Source organism: Burkholderia sp. Bp9031 (assembly GCF_003857965.1).
GTDB classification, from domain to species: Bacteria; Pseudomonadota; Gammaproteobacteria; order Burkholderiales; family Burkholderiaceae; genus Burkholderia; species Burkholderia ambifaria_A.
In genome coordinates this window covers 26,412-43,498 of record NZ_QTPW01000007.1, presented here as the reverse complement: position 1 = coordinate 43,498, position 17,087 = coordinate 26,412, and the positions used below count along the sequence as shown (strand labels likewise).

11 protein-coding genes and 2 pseudogenes are annotated in these 17,087 nt (G+C 63.0%); 7 read left to right on the top strand and 6 right to left on the bottom strand.

The features are described 5' to 3' along the window. Nucleotides 1-55: 55 nt before the first annotated feature. The 3 genes from DIE15_RS11445 to DIE15_RS11435 are packed head-to-tail and all read left to right on the top strand — an operon-like array spanning nt 56 to nt 3,064. Nucleotides 56-1,354: a CitMHS family transporter gene (locus tag DIE15_RS11445; RefSeq protein WP_124833236.1), complete on the top strand. Its 1,299-nt coding sequence runs from the start codon at nt 56-58 to the stop codon at nt 1,352-1,354. Nucleotides 1,355-1,391: 37 nt separating this feature from the next. Next, nucleotides 1,392-2,753 carry an acyclic terpene utilization AtuA family protein gene (locus DIE15_RS11440; RefSeq protein ID WP_124833235.1) on the top strand — a complete coding sequence of 454 codons (1,362 nt, stop codon included), beginning with the start codon at nt 1,392-1,394 and terminating at the stop codon, nt 2,751-2,753. Then, the gene (locus DIE15_RS11435; RefSeq protein ID WP_124833234.1) at nt 2,753-3,064 is read left to right on the top strand and encodes a hypothetical protein; all 312 of its coding nucleotides are present in this window, start codon (nt 2,753-2,755) and stop codon (nt 3,062-3,064) included. Before DIE15_RS11440 ends, DIE15_RS11435 begins: the two co-directional genes overlap by 1 nt. A 258-nt stretch (nt 3,065-3,322) precedes the next feature. Here the strand turns inward: DIE15_RS11435 and DIE15_RS11430 are convergent. After that, nucleotides 3,323-4,128 (bottom strand): annotated as a pseudogene (locus tag DIE15_RS11430) (transposase). A 77-nt stretch (nt 4,129-4,205) separates the two neighbouring features. Beyond that, complete coding sequence (locus DIE15_RS11425) at nt 4,206-4,940, bottom strand: ISAs1 family transposase (protein ID WP_185734427.1); 735 nt, start codon at nt 4,938-4,940, stop codon at nt 4,206-4,208. A gap of 225 nt (nt 4,941-5,165) precedes the next feature. Between DIE15_RS11425 and DIE15_RS11420 the strand changes: the two genes are divergently transcribed. The 3 genes from DIE15_RS11420 to DIE15_RS11410 all read left to right on the top strand — a co-directional run bounded on the left by DIE15_RS11420 (nt 5,166) and on the right by DIE15_RS11410 (nt 13,261). Further along, a complete protein-coding gene (locus tag DIE15_RS11420) occupies nt 5,166-8,135 on the top strand; it encodes a type VI secretion system Vgr family protein (protein WP_185734425.1) in 2,970 nt (989 codons plus the stop codon). Between the two features lie 67 nt (nt 8,136-8,202). Then, complete coding sequence (locus tag DIE15_RS11415) at nt 8,203-12,996, top strand: RHS repeat-associated core domain-containing protein (protein WP_124833231.1); 4,794 nt, start codon at nt 8,203-8,205, stop codon at nt 12,994-12,996. 1 nt (nt 12,997) lies between these two features. Further along, complete coding sequence (locus DIE15_RS11410; RefSeq protein WP_124833230.1) at nt 12,998-13,261, top strand: hypothetical protein; 264 nt, start codon at nt 12,998-13,000, stop codon at nt 13,259-13,261. Between the two features lie 358 nt (nt 13,262-13,619). Here DIE15_RS11410 and DIE15_RS11400 read toward each other — a convergent pair. Next, nucleotides 13,620-13,864: pseudogene (locus DIE15_RS11400) on the bottom strand (IS110 family transposase); the annotation flags it as partial. A 76-nt stretch (nt 13,865-13,940) separates the two neighbouring features. Continuing rightward, complete coding sequence (locus DIE15_RS11395) at nt 13,941-14,153, bottom strand: hypothetical protein (protein ID WP_260428228.1); 213 nt, start codon at nt 14,151-14,153, stop codon at nt 13,941-13,943. A gap of 149 nt (nt 14,154-14,302) precedes the next feature. Between DIE15_RS11395 and DIE15_RS11385 the strand changes: the two genes are divergently transcribed. After that, nucleotides 14,303-15,151: a topoisomerase IV gene (locus tag DIE15_RS11385; RefSeq protein WP_124833229.1), complete on the top strand. Its 849-nt coding sequence runs from the start codon at nt 14,303-14,305 to the stop codon at nt 15,149-15,151. Nucleotides 15,152-15,194: 43 nt separating this feature from the next. Here the strand turns inward: DIE15_RS11385 and DIE15_RS11380 are convergent, their stop codons facing one another. Beyond that, the gene (locus tag DIE15_RS11380; RefSeq protein WP_057928352.1) at nt 15,195-16,124 is read right to left on the bottom strand and encodes a phosphatidate cytidylyltransferase; all 930 of its coding nucleotides are present in this window, start codon (nt 16,122-16,124) and stop codon (nt 15,195-15,197) included. A 34-nt stretch (nt 16,125-16,158) separates the two neighbouring features. Then, nucleotides 16,159-16,791: a lysophospholipid acyltransferase family protein gene (locus tag DIE15_RS11375; RefSeq protein WP_057928437.1), complete on the bottom strand. Its 633-nt coding sequence runs from the start codon at nt 16,789-16,791 to the stop codon at nt 16,159-16,161. Nucleotides 16,792-17,087 lie beyond the last annotated feature (296 nt).

Below are 17,087 nucleotides of genomic sequence, written 5' to 3'. Positions count from 1 at the left end.
ATCGCTGCGCCGACCTTACGCTCGTCTCCAACAAAAGACAAGGTAGGAGACACGGATGCTGCCGTTACTCGGGCTTGGCACGATCGTCGTGCTGCTGGCCGCGATTCTGTCGAAGCGGATGTCGCCGCTCGTCGCGCTGATCATCGTGCCGATCGCGGCGTCGCTGATTGGCGGCTTCGGGCTGCACACCAGCAAATTCGTGATCGACGGACTGAAGGGACTCGCGCCCGTGGTCGGGATGTTCGTGTTCGCGATCCTCTATTTCGGGACGATTACCGACGCCGGCACGCTCGATCCGATCATCGATCGCATCCTGCGCGCGGTCGGCACGCGACCCACGCGCATCGTGATGGGCACGACGCTGCTCGCGCTGCTGATCCACCTCGATGGTTCGGGTGCCGTCTGCTTTCTCGTGACGATTCCCGCGGTGCTGCCGCTGTACGACCGCCTGAAGATGGACCGGCGCGTGCTGGCCGCCGCGGTGTCGATGGCCGCGGGGATCAACTTCCTGCCGTGGACGGGGCCGATGATCCGCGCGTCGGCGTCGTTGCACCTGCCGGTGTCGGCGCTGTTCAATCCGCTGATTCCCGTGCAGGCGATCGGGCTCGTGTTCGTGTTCGGCGTCGCATACTGGCTCGGTCGGCGCGAGGAGAAGCGGCTCGGCCTGTCGCGCGACGATGCGTCGATTCCGCTGCCGAAACGCGAACTGACACCCGACGAGCAGGCGCTGCGCCGGCCGCATCTGTTCTGGTTCAACCTGGTGCTGACGCTCGTCGTGCTCGGCACGATGGTCGTGATGGGTGAGAAGATCCCGCCCGCGATCATGTTCATGGTCGGGCTGTGCATCGCGCTGATGGTGAATTACCCGGACGTCGACATGCAAAGGAAGCGCATCGACGCGCATGCGCGCGCGGCGCTGATGATGGCCGGCATCCTGCTGGCGGCCGGCGTGTTCACCGGGATCATGCAGGGCAGCGGGATGCTGAAGGCGATGGCGCAGGCGGCGGTCGGCTTCGTGCCGCCGTCGATGGCCGGCCACATTCCGGTCGCGCTCGGCCTCGCGTCGATGCCGCTCAGCATGCTGTTCGATCCCGATTCGTTTTACTTCGGCGTGCTGCCGGTGATCGCGGAAGTGGCCGGCCAGCTCGGCGTGCCGGCCGTGCATGTCGGGCAGGCCGCATTGCTCGGCCAGATGACGACCGGGTTTCCGGTCAGCCCGCTCACGCCCGCGACGTTCCTCGTCGTCGGCCTGTGCGGGATCGAGCTGGCCGAGCACCAGAAGTTCACGTTCCCGCTGCTGTTCGGCGCCTCGATCGTGATGACGATCGCGTGTGTCGTGCTGGGTGTTTTCTGATTTTTCCCGGCGCGGCGCGCCGGATGACGGTACCGACATGACAGCAAAGTCACTACACGAACGGCGCGTGCGCATCGGCGCGGGCGCCGGCTACTCGGGCGACCGGATCGAGCCGGCAGTCGAGCTGGCCGAACACGGGCAGCTCGACTATCTCGTCTTCGAATGCCTGGCCGAGCGCACGATCGCGATCGCACAGCAGGCGCGGCGCAAGGATCCGTCGCTCGGCTACGATCCGCTGCTCGACGCGCGCATGCGCGCCGTGCTGCCGGTGGCCGCCGGCAAGCGCGTGCGGATCGTGTCGAACATGGGAGCGGCCAACCCGCGCGCGGCCGCGCGGCGCACCGCGCGGATCGCGCAGTCGCTCGGCCTCGCGGCGCTGAAGGTCGCGGCGGTCGAAGGCGACGACGTGCTCGACGTCGTGCTGCGCGGCGCATTCCGCTTCGAGGAGTCGGGCGACGAAGTCGCCGCGTATCGCGACCGCATCGTGTCCGCGAATGCGTATCTCGGCGCGGCGCCGATCGTCGATGCGCTCGCGGCCGGCGCGGACGTCGTGCTGACCGGGCGCGTCGCCGATCCGTCGCTGTTCACCGCGCCGCTGATCCACGCGTTCGGCTGGCGGATGGACGACTGGGACACGCTTGGCGCCGCGACGGTCGTCGGCCATCTGCTCGAATGCGCGGGGCAGGTGACGGGCGGCTACTTCGCCGACCCCGGCTACAAGGACGTGCCGAATCTCGCGCGGCTTGGATTCCCGATCGGCGAGGTCGCGGCCGACGGCTCGGTCGTGATCACTAAGGTGCCGCACGCGGGCGGCCGCGTCAGCGCGGCAACCTGCAAGGAACAGCTGCTGTACGAGATTCATGATCCGGCGCGCTACCTGCAGCCGGACGTCGTCGCGGATTTCACGCGCGTGGCCGTCACGGAAGAGGCCCCGGATCGCGTGCGCGTGACGGGCGGGCGCGGCACCGCGCGCCCCGATACGCTGAAGGTGTCGGTCGCATACGTCGACGGCCATATCGGCGAAGGGCAGATCTCGTACGGCGGGCCGGGGGCGATGGCGCGCGCGCGGCTCGCGCTCGAGATCGTCCGCGAGCGGCTCGCACTGACCGGCGTGGCCGCGACCGAGTTGCGCTTCGATCTGATCGGCATCGACTCGCTGTATGGCGACGCGACACCCGCCGGGCGTGGCGAGCCGGCCGAAGTCCGCGTGCGGGTGGCCGGCCGTGCGGCGAGCGCCGCCGAAGCTGCGCGGATCGGCAACGAAGTCGAGACGCTTTATACGAACGGGCCGGCCGGCGGCGGCGGTGCGTTCAAGTCGACGCGCGAGGTGATCGCCGTGCAGTCGGTGCTGCTGCCGCGCGCGGCCGTGACGCCGTCGTTTTCATTCGTGGAGGCCTGATGCAACTGCGTGAACTGGCGCATGCGCGCACCGGCGACAAGGGCAATACGCTGAACGTGTCGGTCATCTGCCGCGATCCGCGGCACTACGAACACCTGCGCGCGCATCTCGATGCGCCGGCGGTGAAGGCGTGGCTCGCGGGCATCGTGCACGGCGACGTCGTACGCTACGAACTGCCTGCGCTTGCCGCGTTCAACTTCGTGTTGCGCGATGCGCTTGGCGGCGGCGTCACGCGTTCGCTCGCGCTCGACGCGCACGGCAAGTCGGTCAGCTCCGCGCTGCTGGCGATCGAGGTGCCGGAGCCGGTGTGACGAATGATGGTGCCGCCTGGGGCTGTCGAAGCAATATTTGCCCCGTGCGTTTTAAAACCCATGGCATGCTCTTTTTTATTCGGGAGCGTGAGTTTATCCGGGTGTCAGAAAAAACGCATGGGCTTAGTCGAAAAACGGAAGTCGTGCTCTTGTCCAGTCAATCATGGTCGGTGGCATGGTGATTGTATAGTCGGCCTGCTTCTTGTCATCTTGATAAGTAGTCGGCCCTGAACAATTCATTTTGCGCTGTATCGCGCCTCACGCAGTCGAGGCGATAGCCGCGACGCGGTTGAGCAAAGCGATCAGAACAAGGGCGTAAAAAAGCCGCAGCCTTCTGAGGATCATGCGCAGGTTGTGGCCGGCACCGCATAGCACCGCGTGCATCGCATCGCCAAGCGCACCTTTGAGCCAGTTCCGATCGAGTTTACCGTCCGCCTTCATGTGACCGATGGCGGCTCGATCGCGCTTCGCCGTCGGATCATCGCGCGCAGCCCACGCGTGATCCCGCGCCGCAATCCCGGGTGGTAAATCTTCACGCCGTCGACAGCGACACCCTTGTAGCCACGGTCGAGCAAGCGCGAATCGGTGGGATGGGCGATCGCTTTTTCCATCGCCGTCGTGTCAACGATCACGCGCTTCACGCTCGAGGCCTTGATCACACCCGCGCGCTTGGCAGCTTCGATGGTCTCGGCCAGCAACTCTTCAACACCGGCTTCGCCCAGTCGCTTGCGCCAGCGCGTCAGGCTCGATGGGTCGATCGGCGGCTCGGTCTGCAAGTACGTCTCGCCGGTGAACACCTGCCAATACGGGTTCTCGACCCATTGCCAGACAACCTCGTCATCGGACAGGTCGAAGGCGTGCTGCAAATAGCGCAATCCGGCAATCAGCCTTGGTGGCGTGGCTGGACGACCCTTGCGTGAAACGAAGCTCTCACTCATCGATGCGCCCAATCGATCCCAGTTGATCAGATCGGCCAAACCGACCAGCGGATGCTTCAAGTTGATCTGTTCGCGCGGCGGCTGCCGGAAGAAATCCCCCTCCGTCACAGGCGTCTTCGGACCCATCCGCACCTCGTCGAAATTTGCAGGTTTCACGCGCCAATATGCCCGTACCCTGCAATTCTCATAACCTCATATGTCGATCAGAACCGCGCCACATAAGCCGATCCGGATTGTTCAGGACCGACTAGATAGCGGTCATTGGCACATGCCAACATACGCCGGTTTTTCAATCCGGCTTTTGTCGTGCGGTCCTGGCGTAGCAGGTTCAGCGCGATTCGTCGCAGGACAGCGAAGTTCTGTGCAGCGTTGTTCACCCGCACGCGACACTGGTCTTCACCGAATGCCATATCAAGCGCCCAATGCATGCCGTTCTCGATGGCCCAGTGCGAACGCGCGGCATGTGCGATGCGTGCAGCGTCTGGTGGCAAGCTGCAGACGTAATAGCGTCGCTCGGTGGCAACCGCATCGCCAATTTCCCGAGTCGACTCGACCATCGCGATGGTATTCAGGCCTGGCCAGAGCTCAGGCCCTTGCTCCCCGCGCGTCAGGACATTGCTGGCGACGCAGCGGCGCGTTTCGATACGACCGAGCCCCTTTTCGACTTCCCGGTATTCGCTTGTGCAGTCTGCATAAGCGGCCGGAACGCGTTCGATTGCGTCCAACGCTGTGCGAATGCGCGACAGCAGCGCGGATTGCTTTTCCTTGACCGCAAGCACGTAGTCGGCGCCGAGCTCGACGATTTTCTGCGCGATGGCACGTTGGCAGCCCATCGCATCGATCGTCACGATGGCGCCCTTGAGCAGCAGCGCATTCAGGAGCGCCGGGATCGCCGTGATCTCATTGCTCTTTTCCGCCGTGCGAACCTGTCCGAGCACGACGCCCAACTCGTTGATTGTTAACGGCCCTTCATGCGATTGCCCTGTTTTAAATATCAACAATTTGAATATTCAGACTTGTCTGATTGAGGATGGCGTCGCCGTCGTGCTAATTATGTGGAAGAGCCAGATTGCCTCAAGTGAGACGGGTGATTCTGTGCTGACTCCCGAAGCGTCACACGATGAATGAGGTCGGGGCGCCGCGCTTGCCGAGACGAGGAATTCATGTATTTACCCGCGCAGTCCCGCGTCGTGTCGATTTCGGGCGTCGCGTTGCCCGCAGTCGCAGGAGAGCCGATTCTCCTGCCGATCAAATTTCGTGGTATCGAAGAGCTGGGCAAGCTTTCCACGTTCAGTCTGGAACTCAAGACATTGAGTCTGCCGACACTGCCCGTCTATGCGGCGCGTGAACGCATTCAGGCAGACAAGCTGATTGGAACCGAACTGACCATCTCGATTGAATTCGATGGCAAGGGAACGTTTATTCCCGGCATGCCCGGCGGCGCGGGCTTGGGTAATCAGGGCGCCGGCAAGCGCGAGATCACCGGGTTGATCACCGAATTGTCATTCGTAGGCGAAGACGATCGGTACGCGTATTACGAGATGAGTGTGCGTCCGTGGTTGTGGCTGACGACGCTCAATCGCGAGAACCGCATCTTCCAGAACAAGAGCGTGGTCGAGATCACGGAAGCGGTGCTCGGTTCGAGCCTCTATCCATTCAAGTACGAATTGCGGCTCGGCGCGAACGGTTTGAACGGCGTCTATCCACCACGCGATTACGTGCGGCAGGTGTGGGAATCGGATTTCGAATTCCTCACCCGGATGTGGAGCGAGTGGGGTATCTATTACTTCATGGACGGCTCGACGCTGGTGCTGTGCGACTCGTCTGGATCACATCAGCCGCACGGGGACATGTACGACTCGGTTCTCTATCAGGCACCGGCCGGCGCACGTGTCGACGAGGAGCATATTTACCGCTTGACCGTATCGCGTCTGCTGACGCCCGGATCGGCCAGTCTGATTGACTACGATTCGACGCAATCGCGGGCGAACCTGTCCAATTCAGTCGATCGGCACAGCGACGTTGCCTTCGATAATGCCGAGCACTATGCGTGGGGCGACTACTCGCAGCCGCTCGCGGGCACGATGGGGCTGTCCGGGACGCGGAACAATGCTGCGCGCGAAGCGCAGTATCTGGCGGGGGTGCGTGTCGATGCCGAGCGCTGCAAAGGGCAGCGTGCGAAGGGCCGAGGCAATCTGCGCGGGCTCGCGGTCGGACATACCCTGCATGTTCAAGGTCATCCTCAGACGAGCACGAACGCCGATTTTCTGGTGATCTCGACCACGATCGAGATTCGCAATAATGACGAAACCACGGGCGGCGATCCGTATCTATGCGTATCGGATTTTGTGCTGCAGCCTGCCAATGCAATTTTCCGAAGCCCGTTGCAGGGCAAGCCGCCATGCGGGCCGGAAACCGCCGTGGTGGTCGGTCCAGAGGACCAGCCTATGTGGATCGATGGCTATGCGCGCGCGAAGATCCAATTTGTCTGGGACCGGCTCGGCGAGCAAAACGAGAACTCGAGCTGCTGGGTGCGCGTGTCGTCGCCCTGGCAGGGCGGCGGATTCGGCTTCGTGGCGCTGCCCCGTATCGGGCAGGAAGTGACGGTGAGCTATCACGAAGGCGATGCGGACAAGCCGTATATATCGGATCGCCAGGTCAACCAGTTCAACCAGCCGCCGTGGGAGTTGCCGAAGAACCAGGCGTTGATGGGCTGGCGCAGCATGAGTCTGACGGGCGCTCAGGTGAACCAGGTCGTGGTCGACGACACGCCGGACAAGTTGCAGGTCCAGTTGACAAGCGACCACGCCCAATCGCGACTTGTGCTGGGCTACAACACGCGTATCGAAGGGCGTCCGGGCCGGCTAGAGGAGCGCGGCGAAGGGTTCGAGTTGGCGACGATGGCCTGGGGCGTGGTGCGTGCGAATCAAGGCATCCTGATCACGACCGAGGCGAGAGACGGCGCGGCGCAGCCGGTCAAGGACATGGCCGAGACGATTGAGCGTCTGTCGGTGGCCCACGACCAGCAGGACACGTTCGCGTCCACCGCGCGTGAACAGCAGGCGCAAGAGGCAGGCGACCAGGACGCGGTGGCCAAGGCACTTCAGGCGCAGCGCGATGACATTCAGGGTAGTGGCTCGGTCAGCGCGCAATCCGGCCAGTTTCCGCAGATGAGCACTCCAATGTTGGTACTGGCGGGCGCGTCCGGGATCGCAGCTACCACACCGCAGTCGACCCATCTTGCATCGGGCGAGCATCTCGCGCTGACCGCGGGCGGGCACGTCGGCATATCGGTGGGCAAGCGGCTGTTGGTGAGCGTCGCGCGTGGCGTGCGCACGCTGGTGCAGTCGAGCGGGTGGAGGTTGGTCGCGATGTCGGGTGACATCGAGCTGAAGGCGCTGAAGGACAACCTGGCGCTGCTGGCGAAGCTGAACATGACGGCCACGGCGAACCGCATCACGATCACCGCACAGGAAGAACTGGTGGTCAGCGGCGGGGGCAGCGCCACGCATTACACCAGCGGCGGCATTACCCACATGACGGCAGGTGGCTATACGGCGCACGCGGGGAGCTTTACGTACACGGGACCGAAGAGTCAGGTGGCGGTGTTTCCTGAGCCACTGCCACCGGGCAAGGGCAATCTGGAACTGTTCAACACGTATGCGATTCAGCGCGGGGTGATGTCGTCATACCGGGTCGAGGATGCGCTGGGGCGAGTCGCGACGGGCGTATTGAGCGCCAAGGGATACGCCGCAGTCAGCGGTTTGGCGCCCGGCCCGGCACACGTGACATTTGGCACCGACAACGCAGATCCCTGGAGTCCGAGCAGTTATGCGCGCAAGGCCGAATGGCCGGACGTCGCTCCGGGCGGCGCGGGGACAGCACCAGCCGAGGCTCCCCCGCAGGCACGCGATATTGCATCACAGGTGCTGTCGGGAGCCGGTATGGCCGCACAGGCGAGCCAGCAATTGAGCCAACTGACAGGGGCGTTCAAAGCCGGCGGTGTGGGCGGCATGGCTAGCGCGGGACTCTCCGGTGCCCAGGCGCTGCTGGGTGCGACGGACGTGCCCATCAAGGCCGGGGCTGGAAGCGCTCAGCCCATGCCAGGCGGGCGTACCCCCGATTTCGCATAGCGGACACGCTGATCGACGGATCTCGCGCTGCATTCCCCTATTCCTGAATTTTTCTCGATTTCTCGCTATGACTGGATCTTCGACTGCTGTTGCTGCTCGTCCACCGCAGTTGGCTGTTGCGCCGCTGAACACCATTCATCCGGAAGACATTGCTGCCGCCTCGCGCAAGTTCGATCAGTGGCTCCAGCAGATCAGCGGTGGAGCCGTCACCCTGGAGCGACTCAGCAACGTTGCACAGGGACTGCCGGTGGTCGGCAACGTTATCGCTCTGGTCAGCGTGGCGCTGGGCGTGAAGGAGTTGTACAACAAGCCATCTAGCGATGCGATGGACTGGGTGGGCATCGGCATCGACCTGATCGGCGTCATTCCCGTGCCGCCGACTTTGGCGGCGGCACGGATGAGCCTCAGACCGATGCTGCTGGGGGCTCGCCAGGAGCTGGCGGCCCAGTTGAAAGTGGCGGCGAAAGAGGCGGTGAAGGTCCAGGCCAACGATGTGCTGGTCGGTCTGTTTGCCGCCCATCTGAATGCGACCATCGTCGGGGACCTGGAGAAGTTTGTGCAGGAGGCGCAGGTCCGACTGGACGCGATGCTCAAGGACGCGGGCGAGTTGCTGGAGAAAATGCTGCTGGACATGGCCCAGGGCATGAAGAAGGCAGCGTTGGGTCAGTTGAACGCGGAGGGCAACGCGAAGTTGGCGGCAAAGGAGGCCAGTCAGGCGGCGGAGATCTTTGTACGCGATCCGGCTACGAGTATCCAGAAAGGCTTTTGGGCGCTCTATCACGCAATCAAGGCGGGCGTGGAGGCGCAATCCAATGCGGTTGTGAATGCCACCACGACCAAACAACAGCGGGAGCAGATTGCCGCTGACGTAGACCGGAAGATTCGAGAGCTCGCCGGGATGTGCAAGGGCGCGTTGGCCAAACTCGCCGATCCACGCGTCGGCGCGATGGCCAAGCTGTTGACGTTGCTGCTGGCGGTGGTTCAAGCGTATCGGAAGAGGAATGCTCGAAAGGGCCAGGGCACCAACGTTCCGGAAAACAAGAGCGGCCAGGCTGCCAAGAATCAGGGCCAAGGCGCTATCGACGGTATTCCTGTGCAGGCAGATGCCAAAACCGATGGCGGCTGCAAGGAGTGTGCAGGGACCATCGGCAGTATCAGTTTTGCGCGTGGAGCCGAGCGTCTTGAGCACGATGACTTCACGTTGCCGGGGCCATTCCCGTTCACCTGGAGCCGTCAGTACCGGTCGGATCTCGCTGCCTATGACGACGGGCCGATGGGTGCGCGCTGGATCACGCCGTACATGACGCGGCTGGACATCGTGCAGAACGACGCGCTGCCGGAAAGCCTCCGCTATCACGCGGCGGACGGGCGTACGCATGCGTACCCGCTGCCGAAGGTCGGGGCGTTTCATTACGACGCCATCGAGAATGTGACGTTGGTACGGGTGTCCGATCGCGCCATCACGCTCGCGCGTGGCTACGATGCGAAAGAGACCTATGAGCGCCACAGCGAGCATTTCCGACTGACAAATATCGTGCTGCGCAACGGCGAGGGATTGGTGATCGCCTATGATCACCCGGCGACCGTACCCGGCCATACGCTGTTGCCGTCCGATCTGATGGCCTATCACGGCGATGAGATTGAGATCGATGCCCACGTTCACTTGATGCCCGACGCTCAGGGGCGCATCGCGCAATTGTGGTTGATCGAGAACAACCAGTTGGTGCGTCAGCTCGCGAACTATACGTTTGACGAAGCCGGCGATTTAGTCGAGGCCGCTGATGAGAACGGGGCAAGCCGCAGCTATACGTATCACCACCACCTGATCACGCGCTACACGGACCGCACGGGGCGAGGCATGAATCTGCGCTGGGACGGTGAGGGTGCGACAGCCAGGGCGGTGCGTGAGTGGGCTGATGACGGCAGCTACGATACGAAGCTGGAGCGGGACCCGAACATTCGGTTGACCTATGTCACCGACGCGCTGGGGCACGAGACCTGGTACTACTACGACATTCTGGGCTATACGTACCGCATCCGGCATGCGGACGGGCGTTCGGAATGGCTTTTCCGGGATGAGGCGAAGAACATCGTTCGTCACATTCATCCGGACGGAACCGTTGAGACTTTTACCTACGACGATCGCAGTAACCAGGTTTCGCATACACGGGCTGACGGCCATACGGTGTATTTTGCGTACGACGCCCGCGACAACGTGCGCAAGATTCGCGACGGCGAAGGTGGCGTGTGGCTGCGCGACTACAATACCAAGGATCAACTGACCGAGGAAATCGATCCGCTCGGCAACAAGACGGAATACACGAACAACGCGCTCGGCCTGCCGATCGAAATAATTGACGCGAAGGGTGGAAAGAAACAACTCGCCTATAGCCCGGCCGGCCAGTTGACGTCGTATACGGATTGTTCGGGCAAGACCAGTCGATGGCAATACACCGAACGCGGGCAGCTCGCGCAATTCACGGACGCAGCGGGGAGTACGACGCAGTACCGCTACGCACAAGGGCAACTGACGGAAGTCACGCGCCCCGATGGTGTCGTCGAGCAATTTGAGCGGGATGCGGAAGGACGGCTGCTGGCGCACGTCGACGGACTGCGGCGCCGTACCGAATGGCGCTATTCGGGCGCGGGCCTGATTGCCACGCGCACCGATGCCAATGGCGAGACGCTGGGCTATCGATGGGACAAGTTGGGCCGTCTGGAGGCGTTGAAGAACGAGAGCGGTCGCGAGACGTCGTTTGCGTACGATCCCGTAGGCCGACTGCTGGCGGAGACCGGCTTTGATGGCAAGACGACCCGATACCGGTATGACCCGGCGTCGGGTGTGCTTCAGGATGTGGTGAGTGGGGAGCAGGAGCATCGGATTACGACCGTCGAATTCGATGCGGTCGGCCGACTGACTTCGCGCCAGACGGGCCAATGGGAGCCGGGCAGCCGCGAATGGAAGTACGGCAAGCGCGAGCGATTCGCGTACAACGGCAACGGCCAGATGATTCTCGCGGAGAGCGATGCGAGTCGGTTGCAGTGGTTCCACGATGACGCGGGCAACGTCACGCGCGAGCATCAGCACTTCCGCTTCCTGAAAGACCAGCCTGTCGCAGTATGGCGTCACGAATACGATGTGCTGAATAACCGCGTGGCGACGATCCGCCCGGACGGCCACCGGGTGAGCGTACTGACGTATGGCAGCGGCCATGTGCACGGCATGCTGCTCGACGATACGGAACTGGTGCAGATCGAGCGGGACGACGTGCACCGCGAAATCGAACGGGTGCAGGGTAACGGGCTGACGCAGACGCAAGCGTACGATCCGGCCGGGCGGTTGCTACAACAGAAGCTGACAGCAAGTCGGGGCGAGACGCAGGGTGGGAAACGGCTTGTGCAGCGCAGCTACACCTACGATCACGCCGGCCAGCTGGAGCGGATCGAGGACACGCAGAACGGCATGCGAACCTATCGCTACGATCCGATCGGTCGGCTCGTGGCGGCCACCGGCATGCTGGGCGAGGAAACCTTTGCATTCGATCCGGCGAGCAACCTGCTGGACGATGCGCAGACGCGGCACTTCGAGCCCGATCCGGTGCGAGGCACGCCGGGGTATTCGAGTCGAATCCAGGGACGCCCGGCGCTGCTGGACAACTTGCTACGCGAGTATGCGGGTACGTACTATACGTGGGATGAATATGGCAACCTGAAAGAACGTCGGCGCAACGGCGATCAGGCATGGTACGAATGGGACGGTTTCGATCGGCTCGTTCGGTTTGATACCGGCAAGGTGATCGTGCGCTATTGGTACGACGCATTAGGCCGGCGGGTGGGGAAGGAGTCGAATGCGCGGGTTCGAAACAGTTCGCTTGACGGTAGCGACTATCGGGCAATCGAGACGGCACGGCTCAATGCGGAGCATGGATATGGTTTGACGCTGTACGGGTGGGACGGTGATACGCTGGCGTGGGAGAGTGGCTCGGGCGAGCATGGCGGCAGTGGCCGCACGACGCACTATGTGTACGAGCCGAACAGCTTTGTGCCGATGGCGCAGGCGAGCCATGCGGGATGGATTCCGCTGCACGAGCGGCCGGAATATGATGAGCACTATGACATTGACCGGGACCCGCTGTGGAGTCGTACGAACAAGCCGACAGCATTTACGCAGATCGGCTATTACCAGTGTGACCAGATCGGAACGCCGCAGGAGGTGACGGACGCGCAGGGCGAGATTGCGTGGAGTGCGCGCTATCGTGCATGGGGCGAAGCGAAGGAGGTGATCAGCGAGGCGGCTCGCAAGGCTGGCATTCGTAATCCGATTCGCTTCCAGGGGCAGTACTTCGATCACGAGACGGGCCTGCACTATAACCGCCATCGGTACTACGATCCGGGTAGTGGGCGGTTCATTAGCACGGATCCGATTGGATTAGCTGGTGGTCTCAACGCCTATCAGTATGCGCCGAATCCGATCGGGTGGGTTGATCCGTTAGGTTTGTCGAAGCGTTGTCCCTGTGATTGCCCGGCGGGAACAATAGATCCCTCTCAGGTGCATTTTATGCAAAGCAGCGCAAAGAATGTAACGGGTGACTATACGGTTCTCGGGAACGCACAAGCTTTGCAGGATGGAACACTCGATCCTAATATATTGAAGACTAAGATTTGGAAGGATGGTGCTGGGAAGCTGTGGACGCTTGATCACAGGCGGCTCGCGGCATTCAAATTGGCACGCAAGTGCATGCCATATCAAATGGCGTCAAAGGACGAGGTTGATAACCAGATGTGGAAGATGAGTACCAAGAGTGGTGGGACATCTATTCGCTTGAAGATGGAGAATGGTCAGTCAATGACCGTTGATTGAAATGACGATTGACAGAAAGAGAGTGGCGGAAATCAAGACAAGGGAAGATTTTGTTGATTTTATGGCTGATTTTGTGAAATCAATAAGAAATGGGGGGGCGATCGAGAACAACACTGTTGATTCGTATCTTGAGGCAATGGCTTCCTGGGTTGAAGATATGGATGGCTATTACAAAAATATGGGTATAGCTAATGAGGTGAAGCTTGATACGATGAATTGGAGGGTTCTCGCGGATATTGTGGTTGCCGCAACAATGTATGAATAGACTGAAGTAAGAGCCAAGGGCCGCGTAAGCGGCCCTTGGTGTGTGATGAGTCGAAGCTCGGTGTTCAGGCCGCGGTGATGGTGAGCTTGCCGTGTTCAACATGAGCCTGGAGCTTTTGCCCGGCGTGGAAGCCTACGTCGTGGATCAGCCAGCGGCCGGCGATCTTGAGCCAGAGGTGCAGCGGCTCGCAGCTCTCGTCATGGATGGCCCTCATCCCGTAACGACCGATGTCGCGCTTGCGCTGCATGGTGATGAAACGTTCCGTAACGGGTGGACGTGCTTTAAGATTGGCGTCAGCCATGATCCCCCGGCGGACACCAAGCCATACGATGAAGACGCGCAACGCAGCACGGACGAACTCGGCAAGCTGCCCGTTGATCAGTCGAAGCGAGCGCGGCGTACGCCGCATCGAGCAAGCGGCTGCGACGATCATCGCTGCGGCGCATGGGCAGTCCGTGCAGATAGGCGACGAGTACGCCATCAGCGCGGGCGACGGTTACAAGAAGTGCGTCGATGGTGGAAAGCCCTATCGACGGCGAACGGCAGTCGACCGTGAGTCTTGAGCTTGGCGATGCAGGTTCGCGGCTCGACCGAGTTGTCAGGTGGCGATGCCGAGGTGGGCTGGCCAAAGCCCCGATGACCGGAGAGTGGAGATAGTAAAGGGGCGGGTAGGCGCTTGTTACGGAATCAGCAGTTCGCGGCGACCGTCCGCGTGCTCTACGCGTTTGCCGGTGACGTGCAGGCGCTGATCCGCACGAGAGTCGTAGACCGCGCGCGACGCGGCGACCTGATCGAGATCGAGTTCGACCGTGTGACGCGATTCGCCGTAACCGGCTTCGAACATCAGGTTGCCGAACGGATCGGCCGCGAGGCTGCCGCCCGCGAACACCACGTCGTGCGTGCCGCCGCCGATACGGCGCCAGCGTGATGCGGCTCGCGCCGATGCGCGCTTGCGATGCCGTGCCGTGCGTGTAGGCTACGGGCTCGCGGGCATCGGCCCGCGCGTGCGGCACGGGTCGCGCGCATCGACCGGATCCTGGAATGAAGAACGAGATCGTAACGCCCGCCGACGCGAATGGCGAGGGCGTGCGCGGCCGCCGGGTCGCGGCAGCGCTCGCCGCACTGTCCGCCGTCGCGGTGTTCACCGCGCTCGCCGCATTGTCACCTGTTCATGCCGCCGAACCGGCGCCTCCCGAACGCGAGCTGCAAACGTTCATCCATGACACGTACGGCACGTGGCGTGCCGATCGCAAGGGCTGGCAGTCGGACGCCGGCGATTTCATCTACGCATCGTGCGGATCGCTGCGCGTCGCGACGGCCGACGGCCCGCGCACGCTGCTCGCGATGTGCGGCGAGACCGAGGACGCCGTGCAGAACGGGAGGCCGGGGATGGATTCCGATGCCACGCCGGGCACGATCGACCTGTACGTGCTGCGACCTTCGCAGGACGGGGCGACGCTCGAACCGGTGCTGAAGAAGACGGGCATCGCGTCCGGCGGGCGCGGCGAGCCCGGCACGGTGAGCATCCAGCGGCTCGGGCCGCACATGTTCGGTTTCGTCATCGGCAACAGCGACTCGCGGCAAGGCTATACGCAAAGCATCCGCTCGATCTGGCTGCCGTACGGCGACGCGCTGGTGCTGGCGGCGGCGCGCATCGACGAAGCGCTCGACAATGCGGAATCGACCGAATGCGCGAACGATCCGGCTCGCTGCGAGGAACGCCGCTTCGCGATTGCGCCGGACACGAGCGCCGACGATAGCGTCTACCCGCTGATCGTGACCGAAACCGGCACGCGAGGCGATCGCGCGATTCACGTGCGCCATACGGTGAAGTTCGACGCATCGCGCGGCCGCTACATCGTGCCGAAGGCCGTGCGTGACGGGTATTGAGCGGCGCGCGCGCGGAACCGGGCGGCGTCGCGCCGCCCGCACATCACACGTACAGGTAGCGCACGAGGTGGAAGAACACGGGCGCCGCGAAGCAGATCGAATCGACGCGATCGAGCATCCCGCCGTGTCCCGCGATCATCGAGCCCCAGTCCTTGGTGCCGAGCGAGCGCTTCACGGCCGACAGCACGAGACCGCCGACGAAGCCCGCGATCACGATCGCGAGCGAGATCCCGAACGCCGCGCCGAAGCTGAACGGCGTCACGCGATACAGCGATGCACCGCACAGCGTCGCGAGCAGGCCGCCGCCGACGAAGCCTTCGACCGTCTTCGACGGCGACAGGCGCGGCGCGATCTTGCGGCGTCCGCACAGCTTGCCGACCACATACTGCAGCACGTCGCTGATCTGCACGACGAACAGGAAGAAGAACAACAGCAGCGCGTTCTGCCCCACGTAGCGCGGAATGTCGAGGATCAGCACGGCCGGCGCGTGGCTCAGCCCGTACACGCACACCATCAGCGCCCAGTTGATCTTCGCATTGCGGCTCAGGAATTCGCGCGTGTCCTGCGTGAGCGCCGACACGAGCGACATCGCGAAGAACAGGTGCACCGGCACGAAGATCGAGTACATCCCGTACCAGTTGATCGCGAGCAGCAGGTACTGCACCGGAATCGCGACGAAGAACGCGATGAACAGCGTCGTATGGTCGCTCGCGGTGGTCGGCGTGAGCGTGATGAATTCGCGCAGCGTCAGGTACGACAGCAGCGCGAACACGAGGTACGTGACGTTGTTGCCGAGGCTGATCGCGATGACCATGATCGCGATCATCGCCCACCACGCTCGGATGCGCTGGTTCAGGTTGACGATGGTTGCGCTGGTGCCGCCGCTGCGCGCGCCGAGGATCGCGCCGATCACGGTCGCGAGCACCAGCACGCCGGTGACGCCCGCGACCAGTTCCCAGAAGAGAGTTCGCATGAAGAGGTCCGGAAAAGGGAGGGGAGGGCGTCGTTCAGCCGGCCGGCCGCTGCGGCGGCGCGAGCGCGACGATCGCGTCGCGCATGCGGGCGAGGAAGGTCGGCTTGTCTTCGCCGACGCCGAGCGCATCGTTCGCGCCGAAGTGCACCTTGCAGATCAGCGGCACGGGCCAGATCGCGCCCTTCGGCATGATGCGCTGCAGGTTCTCGAGATAGACGGGCGCTAGCGCGACGTCCGGAAACTCGGTCGCGAGATGGAACAGGCCGCTCTTGAACGGCTGCGGCAATACGTCGGCGCCGCGCGTGCCTTCCGGGAAGATGATGATCGAGTGGCCTTGCCGCAGTGCGTCACGCACCGGGTCCAACGGGTCGCCGCCGGTCTCGCGATGACGGTCGATCAGCACGACGTTCAGCAGTTTCTGCGCGATGTGGCGCTTCAGGTCGCCGCTGTCCCAGTAGTCGCGCGCCGCGACGGGCCGCACGACCGCGCGCACGTCGCGCGGCAGCGCGGCGAGGATCGCGAGCGTGTCGATGTGGCTCGTGTGGTTCGAGAAGTAGATCTTCTGCGTCGGCGACGGCGGCGCCTGATGCCAGACCGGATACGCGCCGGCGACGAGCCGCACGATCGACAGCAAGAAATCGCGCTGCCAGACGTTCAGGATGTTCATCGGCGCGGCGCCTCCTGCGTGCATGTTCGCGCCGCCGCGCACGCGCGGCGGGCGGAATCCCGGAATGCCGGCGCGGCAGGATGCGCGCCGGACGGCCATTGTTTAAGTTTTTTCAAATTCGTGGCTGCCTGTCGCAGGGCCGCGATGATCGGACGACTCGCCGCGGACGTTGCGTCGTGGCAAAAGCGCCGGTCGGCGGCGTGATAATCGGCTGTTGCACGAGCGCCCGGTCACAGTTCGAATGAATTGCTGCGTTCACGAGCCAGCGGATTATCGCGAGTTTCCGTCAAAAACAC